The organism is Marinovum sp., from assembly GCF_034669705.1.
GTDB lineage: Bacteria > Pseudomonadota > Alphaproteobacteria > Rhodobacterales > Rhodobacteraceae > Marinovum.
On record NZ_JAXMOR010000018.1, the window covers coordinates 36,664 to 49,653 of the forward strand.

General features: G+C 68.2%; 13 protein-coding genes. 2 read left to right on the plus strand and 11 right to left on the minus strand.

Annotated elements, in window-relative coordinates; translation table 11 throughout:
• Positions 1-3 precede the first annotated feature (3 nt).
• From VOI27_RS13630 to VOI27_RS13645, 4 genes are read right to left on the minus strand one after another with little or no spacing between them, the layout of a single operon-like run.
• On the minus strand, positions 4-978 hold the full coding sequence (locus VOI27_RS13630; RefSeq protein ID WP_323765907.1) for a glycosyltransferase family 2 protein: 975 nt from the start codon (positions 976-978) through the stop codon (positions 4-6).
• Positions 975-2,204 carry a glycosyltransferase gene (locus VOI27_RS13635; RefSeq protein WP_323765908.1) on the minus strand — a complete coding sequence of 410 codons (1,230 nt, stop codon included), beginning with the start codon at positions 2,202-2,204 and terminating at the stop codon, positions 975-977. Before VOI27_RS13635 ends, VOI27_RS13630 begins: the two co-directional genes overlap by 4 nt.
• Positions 2,201-3,157, minus strand: coding sequence for an NAD(P)-dependent oxidoreductase (locus VOI27_RS13640; protein WP_323765909.1), 957 nt, complete (start codon positions 3,155-3,157; stop codon positions 2,201-2,203). The genes VOI27_RS13635 and VOI27_RS13640 overlap by 4 nt, the downstream gene beginning before the upstream one ends.
• Entirely contained in the window at positions 3,145-4,266 is a 1,122-nt protein-coding gene (locus VOI27_RS13645) for a Gfo/Idh/MocA family oxidoreductase (protein ID WP_323765910.1), read from the minus strand. Before VOI27_RS13645 ends, VOI27_RS13640 begins: the two co-directional genes overlap by 13 nt.
• 245 nt (positions 4,267-4,511) lie before the next feature.
• Between VOI27_RS13645 and VOI27_RS13650 the strand changes: the two genes are divergently transcribed.
• On the plus strand, positions 4,512-5,297 hold the full coding sequence (locus VOI27_RS13650; RefSeq protein ID WP_323765911.1) for a WecB/TagA/CpsF family glycosyltransferase: 786 nt from the start codon (positions 4,512-4,514) through the stop codon (positions 5,295-5,297).
• Here the strand turns inward: VOI27_RS13650 and dxs are convergent.
• The 6 genes from dxs to VOI27_RS13680 form a co-directional block, all read right to left on the minus strand.
• Entirely contained in the window at positions 5,269-7,197 is a 1,929-nt protein-coding gene (gene dxs / locus VOI27_RS13655; RefSeq protein ID WP_323765912.1) for a 1-deoxy-D-xylulose-5-phosphate synthase, read from the minus strand. The two genes, VOI27_RS13650 and dxs, sit on opposite strands and share 29 nt — an antisense overlap.
• Before the next feature lie 18 nt (positions 7,198-7,215).
• Positions 7,216-8,085 carry a polyprenyl synthetase family protein gene (locus VOI27_RS13660; protein ID WP_323765913.1) on the minus strand — a complete coding sequence of 290 codons (870 nt, stop codon included), beginning with the start codon at positions 8,083-8,085 and terminating at the stop codon, positions 7,216-7,218.
• 102 nt (positions 8,086-8,187) lie between these two features.
• Positions 8,188-8,430 (minus strand): exodeoxyribonuclease VII small subunit, encoded by a 243-nt coding sequence (locus tag VOI27_RS13665; protein ID WP_323765914.1) that lies wholly within the window; start codon positions 8,428-8,430, stop codon positions 8,188-8,190.
• Positions 8,427-9,353, minus strand: coding sequence for a histone deacetylase family protein (locus VOI27_RS13670; protein WP_323765915.1), 927 nt, complete (start codon positions 9,351-9,353; stop codon positions 8,427-8,429). The genes VOI27_RS13665 and VOI27_RS13670 overlap by 4 nt, the downstream gene beginning before the upstream one ends.
• Positions 9,354-9,497: 144 nt before the next feature.
• Positions 9,498-10,199: a response regulator transcription factor gene (locus VOI27_RS13675; RefSeq protein WP_323765916.1), complete on the minus strand. Its 702-nt coding sequence runs from the start codon at positions 10,197-10,199 to the stop codon at positions 9,498-9,500.
• On the minus strand, positions 10,196-10,690 hold the full coding sequence (locus tag VOI27_RS13680) for a MarR family winged helix-turn-helix transcriptional regulator (RefSeq protein ID WP_323765917.1): 495 nt from the start codon (positions 10,688-10,690) through the stop codon (positions 10,196-10,198). The genes VOI27_RS13675 and VOI27_RS13680 overlap by 4 nt, the downstream gene beginning before the upstream one ends.
• 155 nt (positions 10,691-10,845) lie before the next feature.
• On the opposite strand from VOI27_RS13680, the gene VOI27_RS13685 reads away from it, so the two are divergent.
• Positions 10,846-11,715, plus strand: a complete 870-nt coding sequence (locus VOI27_RS13685) for a branched-chain amino acid aminotransferase (RefSeq protein ID WP_323765918.1) — start codon at positions 10,846-10,848, stop codon at positions 11,713-11,715.
• A gap of 442 nt (positions 11,716-12,157) precedes the next feature.
• Here the strand turns inward: VOI27_RS13685 and VOI27_RS13690 are convergent, their stop codons facing one another.
• Positions 12,158-12,844, minus strand: coding sequence for a response regulator transcription factor (locus VOI27_RS13690; protein ID WP_323765919.1), 687 nt, complete (start codon positions 12,842-12,844; stop codon positions 12,158-12,160).
• Positions 12,845-12,990: the final 146 nt, after the last annotated feature.

Genomic DNA, 12,990 nt, shown 5'->3' on the forward strand with positions numbered 1-12,990 from the left:
CACTCACTTGTACTCGATGATCCGCATGTCGCGGCCCGTCCACCTGCGCAGGTGAAACCGGAGCATGCCGATCAGGTTGGGAAATTTCGACAGCGTCAGAAAGACCGCGTGATGCAGCGCCACCGAAGGCGCCAGCCCTTCGTGCCGCATCAGCCCCTGCGCCGTGCGCAGCCAGGACGCCAGATAGGCCAGCAGCACCAAGAGGGTGAGCCAGGGCGCGGCGCTCAGGCCGAAGAGCGCCAGCACGGGCGCGAAGAGGCCCCAGACCCAGCTGCGCATCCGCTCGCGGCGGAAATACTCCGGGTGCAGATGGCCGACCTGCGCAAAACCGTGACCGGTGCGCACCGCGCGTTGCCACCATTCGCGGAACCGGGTCATTGCGGCGTCATGGCGGGTCATCTCCTCGGGGAGGCGATAGAGTGTCCAGCCGGCCTTGCGCAGGCGGCAGCAGAGCTCGTCATCCTCGGCGGCGATCACCCGGCCGTCAAAGCCGCCCGCGTCGAGATAGGCCGCACGACGCACCATCATGTCGCCGCCGCAGGCCGTGATCTTGCCCGCCGGTCGGTGCCATTCCACCTCGGCCAGCGCGTTGTAGACCGAGGCTTCGGGGGCGATTTCGCGCCGCCAGCCAGTGACCAGCCCACGCCTCGGATCGGCCAGCAGCGCCTTTTGCGCGGTCTCGATCCAGCCCGGCGCGAGGGCGCAATCGCCGTCGATGAACTGGAGGATCTCCGCCGCGCCACCGCTGGCCTCGAGATGGAGAAACCCTTCGTGGCGGGCGCGGGCGGCGGTGAAGGGCCGCGTCAGGTCGAGATGCACCACCTCGGCCCCGGCCGCCTCGGCCGCCGCGACGCTGCCATCGCGCGAGCCGCTGTCGACATAGACCATGCGCCGCGCCTGTCCCCGCGCCGAGGCAAGGCAGCGCTCCAGCCGCGCGCCCTCGTTGCGGCCGATCAGGATCAGGTCGACCGCGCTCATGGCCGTTTGCCCGGATGGGTGGCGCCGGCGGCATAGACCTCGAACAGCCGGCCGAGCCAGACCGCCTCCTTGGCGATGTCGAACTCGGCAACCACCCGGGCGCGCCCGGCCTTGCCCATCGTGGCGCGCCTGTCGGGATCGGCCAGTACCGCGCGGATCGCCTCGGCCAGTTTCAGCGCATCGCCCGGCGGCACCAGAAAGCCGCTCTCGCCATGCTCCACCAGCTCCGACACCCCGGCGACGGAGGTGGCGATCACCGGCCGGCCGGCCGCCATCGCCTCCATCAGCACCACCGGCACGCCTTCTGCAAAGCTCGGCAGCACCAGCGCATCGGTGTCCTTCAGTGCCTGCGCCACCTCGGACTGGCTGCGGTAGCCGGCGAACTCGACCACCTCGGCAAGCCCCAGAGCGGCGGCGTCCTGTTCCAGCCGCGCCCGCTCCGCCCCGTCGCCGATCAGGGTGACGCGCAACTCTGGCAGCTCTTCGCGCAGGAAGCTCAGCGCCTCGAGCAGCACCGGCACCCCCTTGACCGCCGCCAGCCGGCCGACAAAGGTCAGATGCGGCGGGCCGCCGCGCGGGGATGGGGCATAGCGCGCCGGGTCGATGCCGCAATGCACGATATGCAGCTTGTCCCAGTCCGGGCGGTCGGAAAAGATCATTGCCTGCGCCCGGCAGAACTCGGAAATGCAGGCGACAAACCGCGCCCGGGCGATCTTTTCGTCCAGCCGCCAGTGCTCTGGGGCAAAGAAGATATCCGGGCCATGCAGGGTGAAGCTGTAGGGGATGCCGGTCAGCTCCGAGGCCAGCATGGCGACGGTGCAGCTTGCCTTGGCGATATGGTTGTGCAGGTGGCGCACGCCGTGGCGCTGCATGTGATCGGCCAGCAGGATCGCCTCGGCGAAATAGAACATCTGCCAGAGGCCATTGCGAAGCCCCCCCGGCGCCGTCCGCCAGGCCAGCCGCAGGGCGCGGAAGAACCGCTCCGGGTGGCGCAACAGCCGCAGCTTGGCGCGCGCCAGCCGCAGCGGGTGTTTCGCCGCCTCCAGCACGTGGAAGGTCTGCGCCGCCTCGGTGATCTGTTCCTCGCCCACCAGGTGCTCTGGCTCGGTGCGGCGGATCGAGGCGGTCAATACGGTCAGCCCCTGCGCCCGCAACGCCGCCACTTCGCGCTGGATGAAGGTGTCGGTGGCGCGGGGGTATTCGCCGGTGAGATAGAGCAGCGTCATGCCTGGGCCTCGTGCATCAGCGCCTCGAAGCTCTGCGCCTGTCGCAGGCCCAGCACCTCGCGCATGCGGCTGTTGTCATAGCTGACCGGCAGGAAGCGCGCGCGCAGCACCTCGGGGCGCAGCAGGCCCGGCAGGCGTTGGCGTGGCGCCACCGCGGTGGCCAGCCGTGCCAGCGGCATCAGCCAGCGCCAGTTGAGCGGCAGAACCAGCGGCGGCTTGCCGGCAAGGCAGCCGAGGTAGCGGCGGCGGTCCGGCAGGTCCTCGTCGAGCAGGTTGATCGGTCCGGTGGCGGGTCGCAGGGCGGCGGCCAGCAGCGCCGCGGTGCAGGTCGAGATATGGCAGAGCGGGATCTCGCCCCGACCGGCCAGCCGCAGCAGAACCGGCCCTACGGCAAACCCCAGATGCGCATTCCAAAGCCGGTCGGGGCCAAAGACCGCTCCGGCGCGCAGGATGGTGAGCCTGTGGCCCTGCGTTTCGGCGGTGGTCGCAACCAGCTGCTCCTGCGCGGCCTTGTGGCTGGCATAGGCGTCGGCCTTGGCGTCGGCGTCGAGCAGCGGGACGCTCTCGCCGATCATCTCGCCGGTCTCGGCCGTCGCCATGTCATAGACCGCCATGGAACTCAGATGCACCAGCTTGGCGCCCTCGGGCAGGGCGACCAGCAGGGCCTGCGTCGCCTGTATGGTGTCCCGCGCCTGTCGGGCGGCATCGCCCGAGAGCGAGGCCGCCAGGTGCAGCACCACGTCGGCCCGCGCGCAGGCGGCGGGCAGGGCGGCGAGATCGGTCAGGTCGCCTTCGAGCACCGTAATCCCGGCATCGTCGCGCCAGCCTTTCGGCGCGGTCGCCGCGTCGCGCACCACCGCGATCACCGCGTGGCCGCGCGCCCGCGCCGCAGCGACGGTGTGGCGGCCGACATAGCCGGCCGCGCCGGTGATCAGCAGGGTCAGCGCGCCCATGGCACAGGCTCCGGTTTGCGGCAGCGGGTCACCATGTCCTGCGGCCCGGTGTCGTCGCCGGCATATTGCATCGCCAGCGTCACCTCGGTCAGATGCAGGGCGAAGTCGTTGTCGAGCCGACAGTCACGGCCCTCGGCCAGCGCATCCAGCATCTCGACCGGCCCCAGCGCGAAGTTCATCGCCGCAGCGCCCTTGCGAGAGACCTTGGGATGGCTCGGCCCGCCGGGCTTGCACCGCCGGCCGATAGGCAGCTCCAGCAGCCGCCGCCGCAGATTGACCCGCGGGTGAAATCGCACGGCAGCGGCGTTGTTCCACGCTTGTTTCATCGCCAGCACGCCCCTGTCGCCGATGGCGCGGATGCGGTGGTCATGCGGCGCGACGATCGAGCAGGTCAGCCGCGCCACCTCGCCGCCATGGAAGAACAGCGTGGCAGTGGCGAAATCCGGGGTGTTCGCGCCGCCGGGCTTGTCGGGGATCACCTCGGCCGAGGCCGCCACCACCCGGCGCACCGGACCGAAGGCGGCGATCAGCCAGGCCAGGTAATAGCCCGCGTGTTCGAGGGTGCAGCCCACGCGAAACTCGTCTTCGGCGGGCCAGGGCGCGCCGCTTTCGCTGATCCAGCTGCCATAGCGGGCCTGCGGCACGAAGCCGTCGTCAAGCTCGGCATAGACCAGGCGCACCGGGCCGGCGGTGCCGCGGCGGATCTCGCGCAGGAAGACCTGCGCCGCCTCGCCCAGCACGCTGCTGGGCGCCGAGGCCAGCATCAGCCCGGCGGCGTCGGCCTGGGCCTTGAGGGATTGCGCCTCGTCGAGGGTCATCGCCAGCGGCTTTTCGCACCAGACATGCCGGCCAGCGGCGAGACAGGCACGGTTGATCTCGAAATGCGCATGCGGATTGGTGAGGTTGAGCACCAGCGCGCCCTCTGGCAGCGCCTCGAGAAAGCCCCGCAGATCGGCCTGCGGCGGCACGTCCCAATGGGTGCAAAAGGCGGCAAGGCGCGCGGTGTCGGTGTCATGCGCGGCCACCACCCGCAGATCGCGATACAGCGCGAAGGAGCGCATGTAGAGATCGGCGACAAAGCCGCAGCCGATGAGACCCACGGCGCGCATCACCGGCCCCCGAAGGCGAGGGCAGGGCGAAGGGTCGTGCCGATCCGTGTCAAAGGCATGCGCGCGGCTGTCCGTTCGTGGCTGTTCGTTGCTGTCAGGCGGTATTAACCACCCGAAGATGGCAATTTTTCGGCCGGCGGCGGCCGGGACGCAGAAAATGCCGCGCCGCCGCGCGGGATTTGCGGTTTTTCCTTACCTTCGCCATCTTGCGCGCCGATGATATGCCCGTTCAAGCGGAGGGCAACGTGTATTTCGAGGTAGGAGAATACCGGCTGGCGATCACCATGCCGCGTCGCGCCGGGCTGATGGCCGAGGTCGCTGAGCGTCTGGCGCGCGGCGAAGGGTTTGCTCTGGCGACGGTCAATCTCGACCACCTTGTCAAGCTGCGGCAGAGCGCGGCCTTTCGCCGGGCCTATGACGCACAGGACCTGGTGGTGGCGGATGGCAACCCGCTGGTCTGGCTGTCGAAACTGGCCGGCGACCCGGTCGAGCTGATCCCCGGCGCCGACATGGTGGTGCCGCTGGCGGAACTGGCGGCGGCGCAGGGCGTGCCGGTGGCTCTGGTGGGCAGCACCGAGGCGGCCTTGCAGGGCGCGGCCGAGGCGCTGTGCGCCCGGGTGCCCGGCCTGCAGGTGGCGGCCCGGATCGCCCCGCCGATGGGCTTCGAACCGGCCGGGCCGGGGGGCGCGGCGGTCCTGCGCGAGGTCGCGGCTTCTGGCGCGCGGCTGGCCTTTCTGGCGCTGGGCGCGCCGAAGCAGGAGGTGCTGGCGGCGCGCGGCCGCGAAATCGCGCCGGGGGTGGGCTTTGCCTCGATCGGCGCGGGGCTCGATTTCCTTGCCGGGGCGCAGCAGCGCGCGCCGAAGATCGTGCGCAGCCTCGCGCTGGAATGGCTCTGGCGGATGCTGTCGAACCCGCGCCGGCTGGTCGCGCGCTATGCGCTCTGCGCCGCCATCCTGCCGGGCCATGCGCTCACCGCGCTGCGCCACCGGAGAGGACCGAGCCTCAGGCCCGGGTCGAGCGGATCTCGCTGACGCCCAGCACTTCGAGCACCTTGGCCTCGATATCCTCGGCATTGAGCCCCGCCACCGCGTACATGTCGCGCGGGCTGGCCTGGTCGATGAAGGTGTCCGGCAGCACCATCGAGCGATACTTGAGCCCGCTGTCGAACACGCCTTCCTCGGCCAGAAGCTGCGCCACATGGCTGCCGAAGCCGCCAACCGCGCCCTCCTCGACGCAGATCAGCGCCTCGTGTTCGGCGGCGAGCCTGAGGATCAGGTCGCGGTCGAGCGGCTTGGCGAAACGGGCGTCGGCGACGGTCGGGGTGATGCCCTTGGCTGCCAGCGCCTCGCAGGCGTCGAGCACCTCTTTGAGCCGCGCGCCGAAAGAGAGAAGCGCCACGCCCTTGCCCTCGCGCACAATGCGCCCCTTGCCGATCTCGAGCGGCACGCCCTTTTCCGGCATCTCGACGCCGACGCCCTCGCCACGCGGGTAGCGAAAGGCAATCGGGCCTTCGTCATGCGCGGCGGCGGTGGCGACCATATGCACCAGTTCCGCCTCGTCGGCGGCGGCCATCACCACCATGCCCGGCAGGTTGGCCATGAAGGCCACGTCGAAGGCACCGGCGTGGGTGGCCCCGTCGGCGCCGACCAGCCCGGCCCGGTCAATGGCGAAACGCACCGGCAGGCGCTGGATCGCGACGTCATGCACCACCTGATCATAGCCGCGCTGCAGGAAGGTCGAGTAGATCGCGCAGAACGGCCGCATGCCGCCGGCCGCCAGCCCGGCCGAGAAGGTCACGCCGTGCTGTTCGGCGATGCCGACGTCGAAGCAGCGGCTGGGGTAGCGGGTGTTGAACAGGTCAAGCCCGGTGCCGTCCGGCATTGCCGCGGTCACCGCGCAGATCCGGTTGTCGCGCTCGGCGGCCTTGATCAGCTCCTGCCCGAAGACCTTGGTATAGGCGGGCGCGTTCGAGGGTGTCTTCTTCTGCTTGCCGGTGACCACGTCGAACTTGGCCGTGGCATGGCCCTTGTCATCGGCGGTTTCGGCCGGGTGATAGCCCTTGCCCTTGCGGGTCAGCGCATGGATCAGGATCGGCCCGGTGGCGCGCGCCTGCACCGTGCGCAGCACCGGCAACAGCTGGTGCAGGTCATGGCCGTCGATCGGCCCGAGGTAGGAAAAGCCCAGCTCCTCGAACAGGGTGCCGCCCACCGCCATGCCCTTGAGCATGTCCTTGGCGCGCTTGGCACCTTCTCGGAACGGCTCCGGCAGCATCGAAACCGCGGCCTTGGCGGCGGACTTGAGGTCCTGGAACGGCGCCTCGGCATAGAGCCGCGACAGGTAGGAGGACATGGCGCCCACCGGCGGGGCGATCGACATCTCGTTGTCGTTGAGGATGACGATCATCCGCTTGCCTAGGTGGCCGGCGTTGTTCAGCGCTTCAAACGCCATGCCGGCGCTCATCGCGCCATCGCCGATCACCGCGATGGCATCGCCGTGGCCGGTGTCGCAGGCACCGCCGAGATCGCGCGCCACGGCAAAGCCCAGCGCGGCCGAGATCGAGGTCGAGCTGTGGGCCGCGCCGAAAGGGTCATAGGGGCTTTCGCTGCGCTTGGTGAAGCCCGAGAGCCCGCCCTTCTGGCGCAGGGTGCGGATGCGGTCGCGACGGCCGGTGAGGATCTTGTGCGGGTAACACTGGTGGCTGACGTCCCAGATGATCTTGTCGCGCGGCGCGTCGAAGACCGCATGCAGCGCCACCGTCAGCTCGACCACGCCGAGACCGGCACCGAGGTGGCCGCCGGTCTCGGAAACCGCGCTGATCGTCTCGTCGCGCAGCTCATGCGCCAGCCGCACCAATTCCGCATCGGAGAACTGCTTGAGGTCGGCGGGGCCGTGGACACGGTCCAAGAGCGGGGTTTCCGGGCGGTCAGACATGCACGGCTCCTTGGCCTACTAGATGTCGCGCGAGATAACGAAGCGGGCGGCCTCGCGCAAGGTTTCGGCCCGCGGACCGTAAGGGGACAGCGCGTCGCAGGCCTCCTCGGCCAGCGCTTTGGCGCGGGCGCGCGCCGGCTCCAGCCCGAGTAACGAGACGAAGGTCGCCTTGCCCGCCGCCGCGTCCTTCTGCAGCCGCTTGCCGGCCCGCGCGGCATCGCCCTCCACATCCAAGATGTCGTCGGCGATCTGAAAGGCAAGGCCGAGCGCCCGCGCATAGTGCCGCATAGGGGTGATATCGGCGCCGGCCATCCGCGCCCCGGCCTCGGCCGACCAGCCGATCAGCGCGCCGGTCTTGCCGGCCTGCAGCCGGGTGATCTGGTCCAGCGTCAGCGGAGTTTCGGCGGTTTCGGCGGCGATATCGCACGCCTGTCCCAGCACCATGCCGCGTGCCCCCGCCGCCTGCGCCAGTGAGAGGGTCAGCTCGGCACGCACCGCGGCGCGGTCGTGGCAGCGCGGATCGGCCAGCATCTCGAAGGCCAGCGCCTGCAGCGCATCGCCGGCAAGCACCGCGGTGGCCTCGTCCCATTTCACATGCACGGTGGGCTGACCGCGGCGCAGGTCGTCGTCGTCCATGCAGGGCAGGTCGTCATGCACCAGGCTGTAGGCATGGACCGCCTCGATGGCCCCGGCGGGCCAGAGCGCATGTGCCGCGGCCACGTCATGCAGCCGGGCGCTTTCCATCACCAGGAAGCCGCGCAGCCCCTTGCCGCCGGCGATGGCGTGGCGCATGGCGCGGGTCACCGGCAGTTCGTCGAACCCGGCGATCACCCCGTCGAGATGGGCCAGCACGCGGGCGGCATCGGTTTTCAGGGCGTCGGTGAACATCCGGGGCTGTCCTCGTGGCGCGCCGCCGCGGGCGGTGGTGCGGGCAGAGACTGCGGGAGCCTCCGGCGGGAGTTTATCTGGCAAGATGAAGCAGGGGGAGGCTCAGAGCCCCTCGACCGGGCGCGAGCCGGTGGCGTTGCCCTCGGCATCGGTGGTGATGGCGTGAACCTTCTCCTCGGCTTCCTTGAGCTTCTGCTCGCAGCGTTTCTTCAGCGCCGCGCCGCGTTCGTAGAGCTTGATCGAATCGTCGAGCGCCACGTCGCCGCGTTCAAGCTGGCCGACCACGCGTTCCAGCTCGGCCATGGCCTCTTCGAATGTCAGATCGTCTACCGTTTTCTCGCTCACGCCGCGGCCTCCTGAAGCGTTTTCACATGCGCGGTGACGGATGCCGCCAGCGCGGCGAGATCATAGCCGCCTTCCAGAACAGAGACCACCCGGCCGTGGCAGGACTCGGCCGCGATCTTGCAGATCTGTTGCGTCAGCCAGATAAAATCCTCGGTCGACCAGTTGAGATTGGCCAGCGGGTCGTCGCGGTGGGCGTCGAACCCGGCCGAGATCACGATCAGTTCGGGGGCGAAGTCGCGCAGCCGGGGCAGGGCCTCGTGGCTATAGGCGTCGCGCATCTCGTAGCCGTCCGAGCCGGGGGCGAGCGGGATGTTGAGCACATTGTCATGCGCGCCACGCTCAGAGGGATCGCCGCTGCCGGGCCAGAGCGGCATCTGCTGGCTGGTGATCAGGAGCGCGCGGGGCTCGTCCCAGAGCAGCGCCTGTGTGCCGTTGCCGTGGTGGACGTCGAAATCCACCACCGCGACACGGCTCAGGCCATGGCGCTCGAGCGCGTGCTTTGCGGCAATGGCGGCGTTGCCGAAGAGGCAAAAGCCCATCGGCGTCTCGGTCTCGGCGTGGTGTCCGGGCGGGCGCATGGCGCAGAAGGCATTGCCGGCGGCGCCCGACAGCACCCGGTCGACCGCCTCGCGCACCGCGCCGACCCCGCGCCATGCGGCCTCGAGACTGCCCGGAGACATCCAGGTGTCGGCGTCGAGCTGGTGCAGGCCCCGGGCCGGGGCGGCGGCCTCGATCCGGGCGATGTAGTGTTCGGGGTGGCAGAGCAGCACGTCCTCGCGGGTCCCTTCCGGGGCGGTTTCGACGGCGATGTCGTTCTGGCGGAAGGCATGCAGGATGTGTTCCAGCCGCGCCACCTGTTCGGGGTGACCGTCGGGTGTCACATGCCTCAGCCCGGCGTCATGGGTCAGCACCAATGTTGTCATTCTCGCCTCCCTCGGGTGGTCTTGTCGACAAGGCAGTGTTTCGAGACGGGATGCAAGGTTCGGGAACGGGGCGGTGGGTTGGAAACCCACCCTACGGTGGCCTGTAGGGTGGGTTTGCAACCCACCGCCGCCGCCGCAAAACGCTCAATCCGGTGCCAGCATATACCCCGCGCCGCGCACCGTCTGCAGGTAGCGCGGCTGTTTCGGATCGGCCTCGAGCTTGCGCCTGAGCCGGGTGATCTGCACGTCGACCGCGCGTTCCTGGCTCTGGCCCTTGTCGCGGCCGAGGTCCTCGACCAGCTGCGTCCGGCTCACCGCCTCGCCCGGCCGCGCGGCGAAGATCCGCATCAGCTGGCTCTCGGTGGCGGTCAGCCGCACCGGTTCCTCGCCCTGCCAGAGCTCGCCGCGCTCGATATCATAGCGCAGCGGTCCGAGTGACAGGAGCTTGGGCAGGGCGCTGTTCTCGGGCGCCTCTGGCATGCGGCGCAGGATCGCGTTGATCCTGAGCAGCAGCTCCTTGGGCTCGAAAGGCTTGACCAGGTAATCGTCGGCCCCGGCCTCGAGCCCGGCGATCCGGTCCTCGGTCTCGCCCTTGGCGGTGAGCAGCAGGATCGGCGTGGTCGAGGCCAGCCGCAGGTCGCGGGTCAGGCTGATGCCGTCTTCGCCCGGCATCATTACGTCGAGCACGATCAGGTCGAAGTCCAGCCCCGAGAGGATGCGCCGTGCATGGCCGGCATCGCGCGCTGCGGTGACCAGAAAGCCGTTGCGGATCAGGAACTTCTGCAGCAGCAGCCGGATGCGCTCGTCATCGTCGACAATCAGCAGGTGGACGTCCGGTGCGCTCATGTCCGCGGCTCCCGCAGGGCGCGGTAGTTGCGGCGCATGTCGGCGTCCATCATCGCCTCGAGCACCTGGCGAAAGCCGGCCACGGCCTCCGGCCCGGCCTTGCGATAGGCGGCGCGCATCCGCGCCCTCTGGGCATCCGACAATTGCGCCTCCAGGGCTTTTCCCTCTTCGGTCAGGTACAGGTGGCGCTCGCGCTTGTCCAACCGGCCGACCCTGCTTTCCACCAGACCGTCGGCGATCAGCGTGCGCAAGACACGGTTCAGCGATTGCTTGGTGACGCCGAGGATGCTGAGCAGGTTGTTGACAGTGGTGCCCGGCGCGCAGTTGATGAAATGCACCGCCCGGTGATGGGCGCGGCCATAGGACAGCTCATCGAGGATCCGGTCAGGGTCGGCGGTAAAGCCGCGATAGGCAAAGAACATCGCCTCGATCCCCTGCCGAAGCTGTTCGTCGGTCAGATAGAGCAGCTGCTCTCCGCTGGGCTCTGCCATGCCTCTCCCTTCCGGTCTTTTGACCCACAGTACGTCAGCCTTGTTGACATTCCAAGACTCAACTGGTAGCGACGATCAGATTTTGCGCAATAATATGTCCGCACCGGACCGAAACCGCGCAACATATGGAAAACGAAGGGCTTTGGAGGAGCGACATGGCTGGCTCATATGATGACCGCGACGGCAAGATCTGGGTGGACGGGACGCTCGTCGACTGGCGCGATGCGAATGTGCATATCCTGACCCACGGGCTGCATTACGCCAGCTCGGTGTTCGAGGGCGAGCGCGCCTACAACGGCCGGATCTTCGAGAGCGTGCGTCACTCCGAGCGGCTGCTGGCTTCTGGCAAGCTGCTCGACATGCCGATCCCCTATTCGGTCGAGGAACTCGAGGCCGCGAAATACGAGGTCCTGAAGGCCAACGGCCTGACCAATGCCTACGTCCGCGTGGTGGCCTGGCGCGGCTCTGGCGAGGACATGGGGGTCGCCTCGGCCAAAAACCCGGTGCGGGTGGCGGTCGCGGCGTGGGAATGGGGCGCCTATTACGGCGACGCCAAGATGCAGGGCGCCAAGCTCGACATCTCGAAGTGGAAACGCCCCAGCCCCGAGACCATCCCGACCTCGGCCAAGGCCGCCGGTCTCTACATGATCTGCACCATGTCCAAGCACGCCGCCGAGGCCAAGGGCTGCTCGGACGCGCTGTTCATGGATTACCGCGGTTACGTGGCCGAGGCGACCGGCGCCAACATCTTCTTCGTCAAGGATGGCGAAGTGCATACGCCCGACCCCGACTGCATCCTCAACGGCATCACCCGGCAGACGGTGATCGGCATGCTCAAAGAGCGCGGCATCACGGTGCATGAGCGTTACATCATGCCGGAAGAGCTGGAAGGCTTCGAGCAGTGCTGGCTGACCGGCACCGCGGCGGAAGTGACCCCGGTGTCGCAGATCGGTGACTATACCTTCGAGGTCGGCGCGCTGACGCGCGAGATGTCCGAGGCCTATGAGGCGCTCGTGCGGAAATGATGATGTGAGGCGGGGCGGAGGGGTCCTCCGCCCTGTCTCGTTCTGGCACGGCTTCTAGCCGCAGCCACGCGATCCCCGAGCCGCGCATCGACAGGCCGCGGTACGACGGCTCAGTCGGGCAGGTTATCCCAGCAAAACCTTACAAAGTTCGATCATCGGCAGCCAGATCGCCGCGCCGAGGGGCGGCGTCGTGGAGGCACGGCTTCGGCATGACGATGCGCGGCGGGCTTGCGGCCCGCTGGCAAAGCGCCGACGCGTCCCACCCGCCGTAGGGTGGGTTTCCAACCCACCTCCACCCCAAGGAAAAAAGACCCGGGCCAAAGCCCGGGCCAGTCCAACAGGGAGGATGCATGTGATAACCCGCACATGCAACGGGATCTCGGTCACCTGTTAAAGGTGAACTTAACATAGCACTTTATCGCCCGCCGATCCATGCGACCTTTCAGGCATTGAGCCGATATCCGCCCGATTCGGTCACAAGAAGCCGCGCATTCGACGGTTCCGGCTCAATTTTCTGGCGCAACCTGTAGATGTGCGTCTCAAGCGTGTGCGTCGTCACCCCGGCATTGTAGCCCCAGACCTCGTGCAGCAGCACGTCACGCGGCACCACGCCCTCTGGCGCGCGATAGAGATATTTCAGAATGTTGGTTTCCTTCTCGGTCAGCCGGATCTTCTTTTCATCCTCGGTGACCAGCGTCTTCATCGACGGCTTGAAGGTATAGGGCCCAAGCGCAAAGACCGCGTCCTCGCTCTGCTCATGCTGGCGCAGCTGGGCGCGGATCCGGGCCAGCAGCACCGGGAACTTGAACGGCTTGGTGACATAGTCGTTGGCCCCGGCATCAAGCCCGAGGATGGTGTCGGCGTCGCTGTCATGGCCGGTCAGCATCAGCACCGGCGCCTTGACGCCCTGTTTGCGCATCAGCCGGCAAAGCTCGCGGCCATCGGTGTCCGGCAGGCCGACGTCAAGGATGATCAGGTCGAAATGCGAGGCCTTGACCTTTTCCATCGCCTCGGCCCCACCGGCGGCCTCGAAGACCTCGAAATCCTCGGTGATGATCAGCTGCTCTGCCAGCGCCTCGCGCAGGTCGTCATCGTCATCCACCAGGAGCAGGTTCTTGAGTTGTGCCATTCGGTCCTCCAATTCTCTTGCTCCCGACATTGGGGTGCGCCGGGCGGGGGGCAAGTTTTGCTGCAAGCCGTTCACGCGCTCGTGTGAAAATAACCCGGCTGGCAAGGAAATGTTTCAAGTCCCGCGCATTACCGGCTACATCACTC